Genomic DNA, 16,398 nt, shown 5'->3' on the forward strand with positions numbered 1-16,398 from the left:
AGGTTGAACTATGAAAAAACGTCAATTAGGAAACTCAGATTTATTTGTGACAGAAATGGGACTTGGCTGTATGTCCCTCGGTACATCTGAAACAGAAGCCCTGCGTATTATCGATGAAGCAATCGATTTAGGAATCAATTTTTTTGATACAGCGGATTTATATGATTATGGATTAAACGAAGAATTTGTTGGAAAAGCCTTAAAAGGAAAACGAGACCAAATTATCCTTACAACGAAGGTTGGGAATCGATGGACAGAAGAAAAAAACGGCTGGTCTTGGGATCCTTCTAAAAATTACATAAAGGCTGAAGTGAAAGAAAGTTTACGTAGACTTCAAACTGATTATATTGATCTTTATCAACTTCACGGCGGGACGATTGAAGATCCTATAGATGAAGTAATTGAAGCCTTTGAAGAATTGAAAAAAGAAGGTATCATTCGCCATTACGGTATTTCTTCTATACGTCCAAATGTCATCCGTGAATATGCACAGCGTTCAAATATCGTTAGTGTTCTAATGGAATATAGCCTTTTGAATCGTCGCCCTGAAGAATGGTTCCAGCTTCTTAATGAACATCAAATTAGCGTCATTGCTCGCGGACCACTTGCAAAAGGAATATTAACTGATAACAATACAAGAAAGATAGAAAGAGTAAAAGAAAAAGATTACCTTTCTTATTCTTACGATGAATTATATGCGACGCTTGCGAATGTAAAAGAAATAATTGGAGAAAACTCCTTAACTGGAACAGCTATTCAATATTGCTTACATAACGAAACTGTTGCAGCTGTTATACCTGGTGCAAGCTCTATTGGGCAATTACGAGAAAATGTACAAGCTAGTAAACAAACAAAGTTAACAACAGCAGAATATACACAGCTTCAGCAAATTGTGAAATGTGATACGTACGCATTACACCGATAAAAAGACGCTACCATACTGGTAGCGTCTTTTTATAACGTATCATATTTATCAGGATTCGTTCCTACATGTAAATTACGATTTAACGTATTAATTTGAGTCATCTCTTCTTCTGTTAATGAAAAGTCAAAGATAGAAAAATTCTCCTGAATGCGAGATGGTGTAACAGACTTAGGAATCGTCACAATCCCGCTTTGAATATCCCACCTTAATATAACTTGCGCAGGTGTTTTTTCATATTTAGTAGCAATGGCCTGAATAATCGGGTGCTGAAATACTTCTCCGCCCCTCATTAATGGACTCCATGCTTCCATTTGAATTTGCTCACCTTGACAGAAATTACGCAATTCAAATTGTGTTAACATCGGATGAAGTTCCACTTGGTTTACCATCGGCTTTATTTTGCAATTTGGTAATAGCAGTTCTAAATGATGTTTATGGAAGTTAGAAACACCAATCGCGCGCACTTTACCTTCTTCATACAGTTTTTCTAATGCTCGGTACGTATCAACATACTTCCCTCTTATTGGCCAATGTATTAAATATAAATCTACATAGTCCATTTGTAATTTTTTTAAGCTTTTCTCAAACGCCTCAAGTGTTTCCTCGTATCCTTGATCATCGTTCCAAACTTTTGTTGTAATAAAGATGTCTTCTCTCGGAATTCCTGATTCACGAACCGCTTCTCCGACACCGCTTTCATTTTCATATACAGTTGCTGTATCAATCGAACGGTATCCAACTTCTAGCGCTGTTTTTACTGCTTGTTTTACTTCGTCGCCTTCTTTCGCTTTATAAACGCCTAAACCAATCATCGGCATTTTTACGCCATTATGAAGTGTAGTTGTTGGAATGTGCACAGTCGTCTCCCTTTCATCATTACATTTTTTTATAAGCCACCACTTTATTTGAACAAGATTCAACCAAAAAGTCAAAACATATGTACAGTTTACATAATAAACTTATATACTTTCTAAAATAATGCGAACTCATTCATTAACATTATTTTCCATCCATTTCTTCGCTTTTTCATCAACATTACGTACAAACTCAGTTTTCCCTTCCGAATATAACGCACCATCATATGTATACTTTTCAGCTAATTCTTTCTTTAAAGTTGCATATGCCTCAGCTTCTTCACAATGAGCCATCATATAATCACGAAATGCTAAATGCCTTACTATCTCAGGGTTTCCTTTTTCAAACACGTGTAAGTGATACGAGCGTTTTTCCTCCGTTCCATGAATAAAATAACGCCGTCTTGAAATACCATTCTCCCCTTTTACGATATAGCCAAGCTCTTCAAAACGTTCATTCCACCTATCTACTCTGTCGATACTCTCTACTTCCATAATCATATCTATAATTGGTTTCGCTGCCAGTCCTGGCACCGACGTACTTCCAATATGATGGACCTTCACCTTTTCTGGCATCGCCGCTTTTAATCTTTCAGCCTCCATTTGAAATTTTTCACCCCAATGATTTTCATGCGGAACAACTACAATTTTTCTCATTCTAACTCCCCTTTTCTTACAAGCTCGTCAAAAAAATGATCAGCGTTATTCACTGATCATTTTCGTTATTATTTAAAGTCTTTCCAAGTAAGGTTACTTTCACTTAACAGTTCTTCAAATGATTTATTCTTTTCACGTTCTTTTTGTTCTTGGCGCTTTCTTTCCTGTTCAGCTGCCACTTTTTCCTCTTCTCTCACTTGCAACTCTTTCTTCTTATTCTTTAATTGCTGCATGAGTGAATCATTTAATTGATCACCTAATGTAAGCGACTCTTTCTTTTGTTGATTCACTTGCGCTTGTCTTTGCATTTGTCTTTGTTTCTTTTTCTTCATACTACTCACCTTTTACTTTTTTCTCCATTATAGTAGATACACAATGAACTCGACAATAAAAAAGGTCCTTTACTCTATTATTCACTTTTTGTAAATATGTTAATTTTTCGAAAAAACTATTTTTTTGTATAGATATAATCCTATGAATCTATTAAAATTATGTCGTATGATGTCAGATTATAAAAAAGGAGAATTAGATTATGTGGAAAAAAATCATTCCTGCTGTTGCCGTTTTAAGCACCATTACTTTTTCAACCGTATTTGCTGCTCCCCCATCCCAGACTCCAGCTGAACAAAACCGCTACATAGACGTACAAATGCTTGGTATTAATGATTTCCATGGACAACTAGATACTGTTAAAAAAATTAATAACAAAGAAGCTGGTGGCGCTGATTACTTAGCTACTTATTTAAAAGAACGTAAAAAGCAAAACCCGAATACACTTCTCGTACACGCTGGCGATATTGTCGGAGCTAGTCCACCAGTTTCAGCATTGTTACAAGATGAACCAACGATTGAATTTTTAAATGACTTAAAATTTGATGTTGGTACAATCGGTAACCACGAATTTGATGAAGGTATTGATGAAATGAAACGTCTCATTTACGGTGGCTATCACGAAAAAACAGGGAATTTCAAAGGTGCAAATTTCCCTTATGTCGCTGCAAACTTCTATAATAAATCCACTGGCCGCTTATTTTTACCGCCATTTACTGTAAAAATGGTAAATGGTGTGCCTGTAGGATTCATTGGCGTAGTTACAACTGATACACCAAATGTCGTGATGCCTACTATGCTTAAAAATGTAGAAATCACTGACGAAGTAGAAGCAATTAATAAATCAACGCAGCAATTAAAGCGTCTTGGCGTTAAATCCATTGTCGTCCTTGCTCATGTCGGTGGAACAACAGATGAGTCTGGTGTGACAAATGGAGACCTTACTCGAATTGCAAATGAAACAGATCCGGAAGTTGATGTTATTTTTGGTGGGCATAGTCACACGTATGTAAATGGTACTGTAAATAATAAACTAATCGTCCAAGCGAACTCTTACGGAATGGCTTTCTCAGATGTAGATGTAACAATTGATCGTAAAACAAAAGATATTGTAAAGAAAAAAGCTGAAGTTGTTACAACATACCATGAAGGTGTAGAACCTGATAAACAAGTAAAGAAAAAACTAGATCAATATAAAGAAAAAATTGCACCGCTTGTAAATGAAGTTGTCGGAAAATCTACAGCACCTATCGACCGTAAACAAAATGATGCTGGTGAGTCCACTCTTGGAAATTTAGTTGCCGATGCCCAGCGCCAAACGATGCAAACTCAAATCGCACTTATGAATCCAGGCGGCATTCGTAATGACTTAGATGCTGGCGATATTACATGGGGCGAATTATACGGCATTCAGCCTTTTGGAAACCAATTAATTAAAGTAGATTTAACAGGTCAAGATATTCGCGACATTTTAAATCAACAATGGCAAAAAGGAACGACGAGAATGCTTCAAATTTCAGGTATTCAATATACGTGGGATGCAAATAAACCAAACGGTGAAAAAGTTACAAATATACGTTTAACAAACGGTGAAGAATTATCTCCATCTAAAACGTATAGCGTAGTGGCAAATGCCTTTTTAGCTTCTGGCGGTGATGGATTTGTATCATTTAAAAATGGTAAAAATGCAGAGACTGGTCCAAACGACTTTGAAGCGCTAGTCGATTACGTAAAACAATTAAAAGAACCTATTCAGCCAATTATCGATGGTAGAATTCAAAAAACAAATTAAGTACACTCATAATAAACAATCTTAATTTTTCATCGTAAAAGATACACATAAACCTTTTATCCGTCATATATGTGAAACCTAAAAAGGATACTCGTTCTTACAATGAACATAGTATCCTTTTCTTTATTTATCAATATGTGATGTGTTGTTAAAATCATATTGTTGTAAAAATTGTTGTAACGCCTCTTCTACAAGTTTAGATTTTTGAATTCCTTTCGATTCTGATATAACGTCTAGTTTTGCTAATATTTCTTTATTAATAGAAAAGGTACGTTTCTTTTTTTCTGTACTTATATTCATCATGGGGGCAATTACTTCTTCTTTCTTTCTTAATAACTCATAAATACTTTGTAATTGTTCATAAATTAATAGTTGATAATCCGTTTTCGCATATTGAAGGGCTGTCGCTTCTTGGAGTTGTAAGTGACGCGGTTCTTCTCCATCTCCTACAAAAATACGCTTTTTCTGTTCTCCATCATATTCGTATCCAATCAATCTTAATTTCTTCGATAATGTATACGGGCTTATTTCAAGACGTTTTGCTATAATAGCGATGGATTCACGCCTATTTAAACAATCGATAATTTCTCCAATCGTCACAATTTCCCTCCTCCCATATTGAAATGACACTAGTATGGTATGTTACAATGATTTTCTAACAGTATATGCAAAACGAATAGCCTGTGCGATTCATACGATTTTAGAAAAGGAGGTTTTCAATATGCTTTTTCGTAGCAATACCCCGCAGTTCTATAATGAAAATAAAAAACTCATTCCCAATAGTATCGCTACGATGGAAAGCGTTATGATTAACAACCGAAAACAAACTCTCCTTATGCGCGGGCAAAACGTAGAGCAGCCTATTTTATTATGCTGTCACGGTGGACCAGGCATGGCACAAATCGGATTTATTCGTCATTTTCAAAAAGAATTGGAGAAACACTTCATCGTAATTAATTGGGATCAGCGCGGGGCAGGTAAATCCTTTTCAATGAAAGATTTCGGAGCAAATTTTACAATCGAACAATTCATTTCCGATGCAAAAGAAGTGATTCAATATGTACTTAAAAAGTTCAATAAACAGAAACTATTTCTCGCTGGTCATTCTTGGGGAAGTATTATCGGGCTTAACATAGCACACTATTATCCACAATATATCGAGGCTTATATCGGTATTGGGCAAATTGTACATATGAAACAAAACGAGGAATTACTATATCAGCATTTAATTCGTTCTGCAAAAAAATATAATCATAAAAAAGCATTAGCGTCCCTTTTAAAATTAGGAAAACCGCCATTTTTAGATACGAGACGCCTTATTATTCAAAGAAAATGGCTTGGCACATTCGGAGGTGCAATCCAAAACGGATCTTCCTTTTCTTTCATACGAAAAGGCTTCTTTTCTCCCGAATATACACTATTAGATTGGTTCAAGTTTCTCGCAGGAAATTTAAAATCTGGCGTTTTATGGGAAGAAATGTTGACAATCGATTTCTTTTCTTCTATTACGAGTTTATCTATTCCAGTTTATTTTTGTTCTGGTCGCTATGATTATCAAACTCCTTATGCACTCGTTCAGGAATATTGTGATGTAATAGAAGCACCGATAAAAAAGATGATTTGGTTCCCAAATTCAGCACATTCTCCCGATTTAGAAGAGCCAGAATTATTCGCTCGTTCTTTACAATCCATTAAACAAGAGCTAGCTTTTCACCATTAGTAACAAAAGGCTCTTTTACATTTCATAAGAAACAATTTATAATAATATGTCGCAACTATGTATAAATCTAGCAAGGTGATTCATATTTCCTTGCCTTAACACAATAAAATTTTGGGGAGATTACATTTATTATGAATGCTGTACTCATTGCAGTAGCAGTTATGCTATTGCTTAGTTTGTTACGTGTCCAGGTCATTGTCGCCATCATTGTTGGAGCTTTAACAGGCGGACTTATCGGTGGACTCGGTATTTCAGAAACGATTAACACTTTTACAACTGGTCTTGGAAACAGTGCTCCAATCGCTTTAAGTTATGCAATGCTTGGTGGTTTCGCTATTTCTCTTTCCAAAACCGGACTTCCAGATGCTATGATTCAAACTGCATTAAAGTGGATTGGCAATGAACAAGACACGAAAAAACAAGTTTACTCTAAAATACTTATTCTATTTATCATTTTAACGATGGCTTGTTTCTCACAAAATGTGATTCCTGTTCACATCGCTTTCATCCCCATCTTAATTCCAGCACTTTTAAAAGTATTAAATGAGCTGAAAGTGGATCGCAGACTTGTTACATGTATTATTACATTCGGATTGATTACTCCTTATATGTGGATTCCAGCAGGATTCGGAAAAATTTATCATGATGTATTACAAACAAATGCTGCGCAAAGCGGTCTTACATTTGATGTCGCACTTATTCCAAAAGCAATGACCATTCCAGCAATCGGTATGATTATCGGATTATGTGTGGCAGTATTTATTACGTACCGAAAACCTCGTACGTATGAAACAGAACAAATTCATACTACTGAAAATGAAATCGTTCCCTATACAAAACGAAGCATTACTTTCGGGCTAGTATCTATCTTAGCTACATTAACTGTTCAATTAGCAACAGAATCAATGATTTTCGGCGCTCTAGCGGGGATTATCGTTTTATCAGTTAGTGGTAGTCTACCTCTTAAAGAAGCTGATGCAATTTTAACAAGCGGAATGCGTATGATGTCCTTTATCGGATTTGTTATGATTTCTGCCGCTGGGTTCGGAGCTGTTCTTCGAAAAACAGGACATGTTGAATCTCTTGTACAAACGAGTGCACATATAATTGGGAATAACAAACCACTCGCTGCATTTCTTATGCTTGTAATTGGACTGCTCGTTACGATGGGGATTGGATCATCTTTTTCAACCATCCCTATTTTAACAACAATTTTTGTACCTCTTTGTATTCAGCTTGGATTTAGTCCAATGGCCACCATTGCAATTATCGGTACAGCCGGAGCGCTAGGAGACGCAGGATCTCCAGCATCAGATAGTACACTTGGACCAACATCCGGTTTAAATGCTGATGGTCAACACCATCATATATGGGATACGTGTGTACCAACTTTTTTACATTACAATATACCGTTACTTATATTCGGCTTTATTGCCGCAATTACATTATAAAAGGTGCGTTTTATACGCACCTTTTACTTTTTTATTTTTCCCTTTAATTGTTGCAATGCTATTTTCCCATTTTCTTCGATACAACTTTCCATTTGCATAAATGACGGACCTGCCCACTCACTGTCTATACTCCCGTTCAGTCCAATAATTTTCAATTTATCCGGTATACGGATATTTAATTTTTTTGCTGCTCGAATTAACTCAAAGGTAATCTTATCACTTGAAGTTACAATTCCATCTATATACGGATAAGTTTGCAATAATGTAACAAACTGTTTATTCGTATACCCTTGTACACATTCTTCTCGATAAGAGATTCCTTCCTCCCAAACAGCGTCTAAAAATCCTGATATGTACTCTTCCATTTCTTCACTATCTTCGCCCTCACCGAAATAAGCAAGAAAGTGACAACCTTTTTCTTTTAATAAAGAGACCGCTCTTTGGCCACTTTCATAATAATTTGCATGAGATTTTTTTCATCAATCACAACAAACGGAAGTGGGATTTCTCCTATACTTTTAAAAACGGACCTTGTTAAAATAACACCTGCAACGTTATTTTCCTTCAACATATGTATGTATCTATCTTTATTCTCTATATTACAAACAATAATTTGATATCCTTCTTTATACGCTATTTCCTCAATACAATGTAGCAAAGTGATGTTTGATGGGTCATATAGATTATCTACAAGTAATGCAATTATCGTTGAATTCTCTTTAAATAGTGGCTTTGCTGCACTATTTGGCCTATAACGTAATTCCTCAATTGCTTCCTTTACTTGTTTTACTGTGTCCTCATGAACGTATCCTTTTTCATTTATAACTCGTGAAACGGTTGCGACTGAAACACCTGCCAATTTTGCAACATCACGTATAGTTGCCACATCGTCACCCCTTAATATGGTAATAGATTACAATTTTACGGTAACCTAAATTACAATATTCGTCAAGGTTAATAATTTATATTTCTGAAAATTGTTACATCATTACACTAAACTATATTCTAATTGAATTTCATGTAAAATCGGGATATTATCATACCCGATGCGCGGAATTTCTTTCTTTATTTTTCGTGCCTCTTCCACCGCATTTACATATAAATTCGTCATCAAAAAATTACGTTTTTGGTAAAAACGTAACGCATTCATATTATCATTTGTTGTTATAAGCCAAACCTTCCTGCACCGTTCTTCTTCTGCAACTCGTAATACACAATCCACAAGTTTTGTCCCTATTCCTTTTCTTTCTTCAAAGCTATCTAACGATACAATTTCGCACATATTTCCGATCAATTCATACGTTACAATTCCGATTATTCTGTCTTCTGAGAGCGCAACAAATCCTGGCAACTCTTCTAATTGATGTCCCTTACCACGTGAAACCATCAATGAACTCCCCCAGTTCTCACACATGAACATTCGGATTGTTTCTTTCATCGCTGGCGTAATTTTTTGTATATGCACCATTTCCTATTTCTCCCCTTTTCTATCCTTGTGATACAATATAAGTGTATCACATGTAACGGTATTTGGAGGATGAGGTAAAGTATGAAACGTTTTTTTGCAGCATTGTTTACTATACTAGGTGCGATAACTGCCCTTGGGATTTTCTTTACAAATAAGGTGATGTACTTAAAGAAAAAAACAGAGGAAGAAATACTCGAAAGAGAAACGAAAAAACATTTTCGTATAGAGGATTTTGAAGCTCTTCATAAAGAAGAAATTCATATTCCTTCGCAATTCGGATATGATCTTCACGGATATTACATTCCTGCTGGTCATTCCAATAAATTTATGATTTTCTGTCACGGCGTAACTGTAAATAAAATGAACTCTGTAAAATATGCAAGGTTATTTTTAAACAGAGGATATAATGTCGTTATTTATGATCATCGTCGTCATGGTAAAACTGGCGGAAAAACAACAAGCTATGGATACTATGAAAAGCATGATTTAAAATCTGTAGTTGACTGGCTAAAAAGTCGTTTTGGAACAAATATAACACTCGGTATTCATGGTGAATCGATGGGAGCTGCAACACTTCTTCAGTACGCAGGACTTGTAGAAGATGGTGCTGATTTCTATATTGCAGATTGTCCTTTTTCTGATTTCTACGGACAATTACAACATCGTTTAAAGGTTGAATTCCATTTACCGAAATGGCCTTTATTACCTTTAGCAAATGCTTTCTTAAAAGTGCGTGACGGTTATACGATTCGTGAAGTTTCACCAATCGATTGTATAAAAAACATTAACAATCCCGTCCTCTTTATTCATAGTAAAGATGATGATTATATTTTAGCTGATATGACGAAAGCGCTCTATGAAGCGAAGGAAAACAATAAACAACTTTATATTGCAGAACACGGCGCACACGCTTGCTCTTATAACGAAAATAAAGAAGAGTATGAAGCAGCCGTTGATCAATTTTTAAACTCATATGTAAAAGAAACAAAAAACAGGCTTGCATAAGCCTGTTTTTTTATTGCGCTAAAACGTCTGTAACTTGTTCCATATTTTCAGAAATCCACTTTATTGCATCATCTAGCGTTGGAAATTCTGTCGTTTGAAATGTTACCTCATCTTGCAGTAACCAAACATCCTTTGACTCTTGTCCTACACCAGCAATGGACCAGTGTAACAAACTATATGGATGATTATCATTCAAAAATGAAGCCCACGTGCGCTCATTTGCAATATTTCGTAATGTACGTAATTGTTTATCCATCTTTCGTCACCTTACTCTAGTCAGTTATAAAAAATATTATAACACTCTCTTCTCTTCCAAAGAAAGTGCTCTTTTCATATTGTCAAGTACTTCTCTTGATTATATGATGAAATTAAGCGTTTGGGAAGGAGGGATAGCGTTGGCTAAAGTACAAATTAAAGTAAATGATAATGGCTCTTTTCGCGTTACAGGGGACGTGGAATTAGTTGATTCACAAGGGAATGTATTCCCAGCAAAACCGGCATTTTCTTTATGCCGTTGTGGTTTATCAAAAAATATGCCTTATTGCGATGCTTCGCATAAAGGTAAATTCGAATCTGTTGTTAGAGCACCAGAGGCAGAATAATTTTACATGTGACATGCACATTTTTTTGTGCATGTTTTTTCTTTTTAGCAACTCCGTTATATCCCTTCTCCTTACAACATTTCTAATACTTTTGCCTCCATCTCAGCCTACATATATTTTCACACAATTCTTCACATTCGAATACTTTTTACTAGCCTTTTATTTTTTTTGTGCTATAATTTGAGCAAACAGCATCCTTCGGGGTCGGGTGAAATTCCCAACCGGCGGTGATGAAGTGCAAACTTCTAAGTCCGTGACCCGTTTTCAACTCGAAAACGGTGGATCTAGTGAAACTCTAGGGCCGACAGTATAGTCTGGATGGGAGAAGGATATGTTTTCTAGTAATTTTATATAGCGAATACACTTTTATTTCAGTATGCATATTTTTATAGATTCAATTCAAATCTATATATATGTTTTATTTTGTATACTTATCTTTCTATGCTGAAATAAAAAGATACGACTAGCGTTTGAAAAATTTGATATTTTTGCTAGGTTTCTTCCTTATGCCAAAATATCAATCATCGTTAGGTTTCTTTCCTATACTTTCGTATTCGAACTATATTTCTAGAAATCACGTCTCCCAAACCCCAAGGATATTAAAATCCTTGGGGTTTTTTGATTTTTTTAGGAGAGGTGAAGAAAATGACAGATCAAGAATATATGAGGATTGCTCTGCAATTAGCAGAAGGAACATCTGGGCAAACAAGTCCAAATCCTATGGTTGGTGCTGTTGTTGTAAAAGACGGAAACATCGTCGGTATGGGAGCTCATTTACGTGCTGGTGAAGAACACGCAGAAGTTCATGCTCTTCATATGGCTGGTGACAAAGCAAAAGGAGCCACCGTGTATGTAACACTTGAACCGTGTAGCCATTTTGGAAAAACACCACCTTGCTGTGAATTGCTCATCAAAAAAGAAGTCAAACGGGTTGTAATTGCTACTCTTGATTGCAATCCTCTCGTTTCTGGTAATGGAAAAAAAAGATTAGAGGAAGCTGGCATCGAAGTAACTACCGGTGTTCTGGAAGCAGAAGCAGTTTTATTAAATCGCTACTTTTTTCACTACATGAAAACGAAACATCCATTTGTAACAATAAAAACAGCGATGAGCTTAGACGGAAAAACAGCAACCGTAACCGGTGAAAGTAAGTGGATTACAAGTGAAGATGCACGAGCTGATGTTCATCAATATCGTCATACACACGATGCAATTCTTGTTGGAGTGAATACAGTTATAGCTGATAATCCGCATTTAACAACAAGAATTCCTAACGGAGGGCAAAATCCTATACGCGTTATTTTAGATACCCATTTACGAACGCCACCATCTTCTCATGTCATAACAGATGGTTTAGCACCGACATGGATTATAGTTGGTAAGGATGTAAATCCAGAGAAAATAGCTTCTTATGAATCTGAAAATATAGCTATATTCCAAATGAAAACGAAACAGATTGAAATACAGGATGTTTTACACCTACTCGGCGAAAAACAAATTCTTTCTCTTTTCGTCGAAGGTGGTCAAACCGTTCATGCAAGTTTCTTACAAACAAAGTATTTCAATGAAATTGTAACTTATATAAGTCCAAAATTAATTGGTGGAAAAAATGCCCCTACTTTATTTGGCGGCAATGGTTTTTCAACATTACAAGATGCACTTTCCTTGGAAATTCAAGAGATGAAACAAGTTGGCGATGATATAAAAATTGTTGCGCATGCCCGAAGTGAGGTGATGGAATGTTTACAGGAATTGTAGAAGAATTAGGAACGATTGCAAACATGCAACAAAGCGGCGAAGCGATGAAGTTAACGATTCATGCCAATAAAATTTTATCAGATGTTCACTTAGGTGATAGCATCGCGGTTAACGGTATTTGCTTGACTGTAACGAGTTTCACAACAACTTCATTCACAGTAGACGCAATGCCTGAAACGATGCAATCAACATCACTTCGCATGCTTAAACCGCAATGCAAAGTAAATTTAGAACGTGCAATGGCTGCAAACGGACGATTCGGTGGACATTTCGTTTCAGGACATATCGATGGCATCGGAACGATATTAAACAAAAAACAACACTATAATGCCGTCTATTACAAAATAGCTATTTCTGATGAATTGCTACGCTATTGTTTGCATAAAGGGTCCATTGCTGTTGATGGAACGAGTTTAACAATATTTGATATAGACGAATCTTCCATTACAATTTCACTCATCCCGCACACAGTAAGTGAATCTGTTATCGGAGAAAAGAATGCCGGTGACATCGTAAACATTGAGTGTGACATGATTGGTAAATATATCGAACGCTTTATTTCTAAACCAGTAAAACGAACAGGTTCAATGACCGAAAGCTTTTTACAAGAAAACGGATTTCTATAAGGGGGAAGCATTATGTTTCATCGTATTGAAGAAGCTCTAGAAGATTTAAAACAAGGAAAAGTCGTGATCGTATGTGATGATGAAAACCGTGAAAATGAAGGCGATTTTATCGCTTTAGCAGAGTATATTACGCCAGAAACAATTAACTTTATGATTACACATGGACGTGGTCTCGTTTGTGTACCAATTACAGAAGGGTACGCAGAACGTCTACAATTAGAACCAATGGTAGCTCATAATACAGATTCGCATCATACTGCATTTACAGTGAGCATTGATCATGTTTCTACAACAACTGGGATTAGTGCTCACGAACGTGCAACTACGATACGAGAAATGTTAAATCCTGCATCAAAAGGTGCTGATTTCAATCGTCCCGGACATATCTTTCCATTAATTGCGAAAGAAGGTGGTGTCTTGCGCCGGGCTGGTCATACAGAAGCTGCTGTCGATTTAGCACAGCTCTGCGGAGCAGAACCAGCTGGCGTCATTTGTGAAATTATTAATGAGGACGGTACGATGGCACGGGTACCTGATTTACTACAGTGCGCAAAACAATTTGATATAAAAATGATTACAATAGAAGATTTAATTGCTTATCGCCGCCACCATGAAACATTAGTGACGCGAGAAGTGGAAATTACATTACCTACAGATTTCGGTACTTTCCATGCAATTGGCTATTCTAATTCCTTAGATTCGAAAGAGCATATCGCACTCGTAAAAGGTGATATTTCAACAGGAGATCCTGTACTTGTACGCGTTCATTCAGAGTGCTTAACAGGAGATGTATTTGGCTCGTGCCGATGTGATTGCGGACCACAACTCCATGCTGCACTTGCTCAAATTGAGCGTGAAGGAAAGGGCGTTCTTCTTTATATGAGACAAGAAGGACGAGGCATTGGGCTTCTGAATAAGCTTCGCGCTTATAAGTTACAAGAAGAAGGATTCGATACTGTAGAAGCAAATGAAAAGCTTGGCTTCCCTGCTGATTTGCGGGATTACGGTATTGGCGCTCAAATATTAAAAGATTTAGGTTTACAACATTTACGATTATTAACGAATAACCCAAGAAAAATTGCTGGCTTACAAGGTTACGATTTAGAAGTAATCGAGCGTGTACCGTTACAAATGCCAGCAAAAGAAGAGAATAAAACGTATTTACAAACGAAAGTAAACAAATTAGGACATTTACTAAACTTATAATTAAAGGAGAGATTTATTATGGTATTCGAAGGTCATTTAGTTGGTACAGGATTAAAAGTTGGGGTTGTTGTTGGACGTTTTAATGAATTTATTACAAGTAAATTACTTGGCGGCGCTTTAGACGGATTAAAGCGTCACGGTGTAGAAGAAGCTGATATCGATGTTGCTTGGGTTCCTGGTGCATTTGAAATTCCTTTAATCGCTAAAAAGATGGCGAATAGCGGGAAATATGATGCTGTTATTACGTTAGGCACTGTCATTCGTGGTGCTACAACACATTACGATTACGTTTGTAATGAAGTAGCAAAAGGTGTTGCATCTTTATCACTACAAACAGACATCCCCGTTATTTTCGGTGTATTGACGACTGAAACGATCGAGCAAGCGATTGAACGCGCGGGCACGAAAGCTGGTAATAAAGGCTATGAATCCGCCGTCGCTGCAATTGAAATGGCTCACTTATCAAAACAATGGGCATAAAAAAGAGGCTGTGGCCTCTTTTTTTATTTCTTCAGCTTTTCTCCGTACATCTTTTATTAATTCATCCATTGTCTTTCCTTCTGTTTGTATACGAAGCGTCTGTGCTGTTTTCCATACATTCTCTCTTTTCTTCGCTTCTTCTATAATAGTAATTTCTTTTCGTACTTCCTTTAAATCTTTCCCTTCTGTTTTCAATCCAAAATGTTCAGCTTTCGTTCGAAAATGTTGTTCAATTCGTTGTTGCATCTCTTTTTGTTCAGGATTTTCGGCGGCCTTAACTGGATCAGCACTTATTGCTTTTAGTAAAATGAGACAAGTCATAATCGCTAATATATATTTGTGCATGTAAAATCCTCCAACCCAATATAAATTACATATTTACTATGTACAATTGGGGCTTGGAAAATTCGTCCACCAAAATTCTTTTTTTCGCTCAAAACCCACTAGTATCAAGCATTCACAACTATTTATTACATTTTATTTACAAAAAAAGCAAACTCTTTTACAAGTTTGCTTTTTTCTATCTTATAATGCACATTCTTCAATCTCAAATCCTAAATCTTCAATCATACCCCAGTCTGCAGTCGGTTCTTGTCCAGCTGTCGTTAAGTAGTCTCCAACAAAAATAGAGTTTGCTGCAAATAAACCGATTGGCTGTACAGAACGTAAATTGATTTCACGCCCTCCTGAAATACGAATTTCTTTCGTTGGGTTTACAAAGCGCATCATCGCCAGCACTTTTAAACATTCTACTGGTGTTAACTCTTTTTGTCCTTCAAGCGGCGTACCCTTTACAGCAACAAGGAAATTACATGGAATTGAATCTGCATCTATACGTTGTAATTCGAATGCAATTTCAGCTCGCTCTTCTATTGTCTCTCCCATTCCAAAGATCGCCCCAGAACATGGTGAAATACCGGCTTGTTTCGCTTTTTGAACTGTATCAACACGATCGTCATACGTATGAGTAGAGCAAATGCTTTCGTAATTATTCGCATGTGTATTTAAGTTGTGGTTATAACGGTGTACACCCGCTTCCGCTAAACGTCCTGCTTGATCTTCGTTTAAGAAACCTAAACAACAACAAATCTTTAAATCTGTCGTTTCACGAATCTCTTTAACTGCTCCAATTACGTGATTTACCTCTTTATCAGTCGGACGACGACCAGATGCTACAATACAATATGTACCCGCTTTACGACGAATTGCTTCATGTGCCCCTTCTACAATCTTTTCCTGCGTTAGCCAAGCATATTTATCAATCGGCGCCTCTGAAATAATAGACTGTGAACAATATCCGCAATCTTCAGGGCATAATCCAGACTTCGTATTAATAATCATATTTAATTTTACTTTCTTACCAAAGTGATGGTGGCGAATGATATACGCAGCATTCATAATTTCTAAAATCTCTGTATCGTCAGCCTCTAATATCGCTATTGCATCTTCTTTCGTAATCACTTTCTCTTCTACTACGTCGTATGCAAGTTTTTTCCAATCCCTTTTTGTTTGTACTTGTTTCAT

General features: G+C 36.4%; 18 protein-coding genes, 1 pseudogene and 1 riboswitch. Of the genes and pseudogenes, 10 read left to right on the forward strand and 9 right to left on the reverse strand.

The features are described 5' to 3' along the window. Positions 1–10: 10 nt before the first annotated feature. The gene (gene lolS / locus ACTT1L_RS07040) at positions 11–925 is read left to right on the forward strand and encodes an aldo/keto reductase (RefSeq protein ID WP_000747198.1); all 915 of its coding nucleotides are present in this window, start codon (positions 11–13) and stop codon (positions 923–925) included. Between the two features lie 29 nt (positions 926–954). On the opposite strand, the gene ACTT1L_RS07045 is transcribed toward lolS, so the two are convergent. The 3 genes from ACTT1L_RS07045 to ACTT1L_RS07055 all read right to left on the reverse strand — a co-directional run bounded on the left by ACTT1L_RS07045 (position 955) and on the right by ACTT1L_RS07055 (position 2,768). After that, positions 955–1,782 carry an aldo/keto reductase gene (locus tag ACTT1L_RS07045; protein ID WP_000547999.1) on the reverse strand — a complete coding sequence of 276 codons (828 nt, stop codon included), beginning with the start codon at positions 1,780–1,782 and terminating at the stop codon, positions 955–957. 129 nt (positions 1,783–1,911) lie between these two features. Then, positions 1,912–2,436 carry a GrpB family protein gene (locus ACTT1L_RS07050; protein WP_001227171.1) on the reverse strand — a complete coding sequence of 175 codons (525 nt, stop codon included), beginning with the start codon at positions 2,434–2,436 and terminating at the stop codon, positions 1,912–1,914. Positions 2,437–2,504: 68 nt separating this feature from the next. Then, positions 2,505–2,768 carry a YqkE family protein gene (locus ACTT1L_RS07055; protein WP_000727549.1) on the reverse strand — a complete coding sequence of 88 codons (264 nt, stop codon included), beginning with the start codon at positions 2,766–2,768 and terminating at the stop codon, positions 2,505–2,507. A gap of 200 nt (positions 2,769–2,968) precedes the next feature. Between ACTT1L_RS07055 and ACTT1L_RS07060 the strand changes: the two genes are divergently transcribed. Continuing rightward, a complete protein-coding gene (locus ACTT1L_RS07060) occupies positions 2,969–4,558 on the forward strand; it encodes a bifunctional metallophosphatase/5'-nucleotidase (RefSeq protein WP_074531973.1) in 1,590 nt (529 codons plus the stop codon). Positions 4,559–4,681: 123 nt separating this feature from the next. Here ACTT1L_RS07060 and ACTT1L_RS07065 read toward each other — a convergent pair whose 3' ends face one another. Then, positions 4,682–5,158 (reverse strand): ribbon-helix-helix domain-containing protein, encoded by a 477-nt coding sequence (locus tag ACTT1L_RS07065; RefSeq protein ID WP_000151910.1) that lies wholly within the window; start codon positions 5,156–5,158, stop codon positions 4,682–4,684. A 121-nt stretch (positions 5,159–5,279) separates the two neighbouring features. Between ACTT1L_RS07065 and ACTT1L_RS07070 the strand changes: the two genes are divergently transcribed. Next, the gene (locus ACTT1L_RS07070) at positions 5,280–6,278 is read left to right on the forward strand and encodes an alpha/beta fold hydrolase (protein WP_000898953.1); all 999 of its coding nucleotides are present in this window, start codon (positions 5,280–5,282) and stop codon (positions 6,276–6,278) included. 131 nt (positions 6,279–6,409) lie between these two features. After that, a complete protein-coding gene (locus ACTT1L_RS07075; protein ID WP_000994774.1) occupies positions 6,410–7,729 on the forward strand; it encodes a Na+/H+ antiporter family protein in 1,320 nt (439 codons plus the stop codon). A 23-nt stretch (positions 7,730–7,752) separates the two neighbouring features. On the opposite strand, the pseudogene ACTT1L_RS07080 reads toward ACTT1L_RS07075, so the two are convergent. Together ACTT1L_RS07080 and ACTT1L_RS07085 are read right to left on the reverse strand one after the other, a co-directional pair. Beyond that, positions 7,753–8,615, reverse strand: a pseudogene (locus ACTT1L_RS07080) (LacI family DNA-binding transcriptional regulator). Positions 8,616–8,717: 102 nt separating this feature from the next. After that, positions 8,718–9,197, reverse strand: a complete 480-nt coding sequence (locus ACTT1L_RS07085; protein WP_000233414.1) for a GNAT family N-acetyltransferase — start codon at positions 9,195–9,197, stop codon at positions 8,718–8,720. 81 nt (positions 9,198–9,278) lie between these two features. On the opposite strand from ACTT1L_RS07085, the gene ACTT1L_RS07090 reads away from it, so the two are divergent. Next, positions 9,279–10,202 (forward strand): alpha/beta hydrolase, encoded by a 924-nt coding sequence (locus ACTT1L_RS07090; RefSeq protein WP_000819219.1) that lies wholly within the window; start codon positions 9,279–9,281, stop codon positions 10,200–10,202. A gap of 10 nt (positions 10,203–10,212) precedes the next feature. Here ACTT1L_RS07090 and ACTT1L_RS07095 read toward each other — a convergent pair whose 3' ends face one another. Then, positions 10,213–10,458, reverse strand: a complete 246-nt coding sequence (locus tag ACTT1L_RS07095; protein WP_000360809.1) for a YqkC family protein — start codon at positions 10,456–10,458, stop codon at positions 10,213–10,215. Between the two features lie 139 nt (positions 10,459–10,597). Between ACTT1L_RS07095 and ACTT1L_RS07100 the strand changes: the two genes are divergently transcribed. The 5 genes from ACTT1L_RS07100 to ribH all read left to right on the forward strand — a co-directional run bounded on the left by ACTT1L_RS07100 (position 10,598) and on the right by ribH (position 14,874). Then, positions 10,598–10,804, forward strand: a complete 207-nt coding sequence (locus ACTT1L_RS07100; protein ID WP_001151582.1) for a CDGSH iron-sulfur domain-containing protein — start codon at positions 10,598–10,600, stop codon at positions 10,802–10,804. A gap of 190 nt (positions 10,805–10,994) precedes the next feature. Next, a riboswitch (FMN riboswitch) is annotated at positions 10,995–11,138 on the forward strand. A gap of 311 nt (positions 11,139–11,449) precedes the next feature. After that, positions 11,450–12,562 carry a bifunctional diaminohydroxyphosphoribosylaminopyrimidine deaminase/5-amino-6-(5-phosphoribosylamino)uracil reductase RibD gene (gene ribD, locus ACTT1L_RS07105; RefSeq protein WP_074540529.1) on the forward strand — a complete coding sequence of 371 codons (1,113 nt, stop codon included), beginning with the start codon at positions 11,450–11,452 and terminating at the stop codon, positions 12,560–12,562. Continuing rightward, on the forward strand, positions 12,544–13,188 hold the full coding sequence (gene ribE, locus ACTT1L_RS07110; RefSeq protein ID WP_000493917.1) for a riboflavin synthase subunit alpha: 645 nt from the start codon (positions 12,544–12,546) through the stop codon (positions 13,186–13,188). The genes ribD and ribE overlap by 19 nt, the downstream gene beginning before the upstream one ends. A gap of 12 nt (positions 13,189–13,200) precedes the next feature. Then, the gene (ribBA, locus tag ACTT1L_RS07115; RefSeq protein ID WP_000468997.1) at positions 13,201–14,394 is read left to right on the forward strand and encodes a bifunctional 3,4-dihydroxy-2-butanone 4-phosphate synthase/GTP cyclohydrolase II; all 1,194 of its coding nucleotides are present in this window, start codon (positions 13,201–13,203) and stop codon (positions 14,392–14,394) included. Positions 14,395–14,412: 18 nt separating this feature from the next. Further along, complete coding sequence (ribH, locus tag ACTT1L_RS07120) at positions 14,413–14,874, forward strand: 6,7-dimethyl-8-ribityllumazine synthase (protein ID WP_000230889.1); 462 nt, start codon at positions 14,413–14,415, stop codon at positions 14,872–14,874. Here ribH and ACTT1L_RS07125 read toward each other — a convergent pair. Both ACTT1L_RS07125 and bioB read right to left on the reverse strand, forming a co-directional pair. Further along, positions 14,857–15,219, reverse strand: a complete 363-nt coding sequence (locus ACTT1L_RS07125; protein ID WP_442821841.1) for a hypothetical protein — start codon at positions 15,217–15,219, stop codon at positions 14,857–14,859. The genes ribH and ACTT1L_RS07125 overlap by 18 nt on opposite strands. Before the next feature lie 180 nt (positions 15,220–15,399). Further along, positions 15,400–16,398: a biotin synthase gene (bioB, locus tag ACTT1L_RS07130; RefSeq protein ID WP_000815866.1), complete on the reverse strand. Its 999-nt coding sequence runs from the start codon at positions 16,396–16,398 to the stop codon at positions 15,400–15,402.

It is taken from the genome of Bacillus sp. FH (assembly GCF_052216825.1).
Taxonomy (GTDB): Bacteria; Bacillota; Bacilli; order Bacillales; family Bacillaceae_G; genus Bacillus_A; species Bacillus_A paranthracis.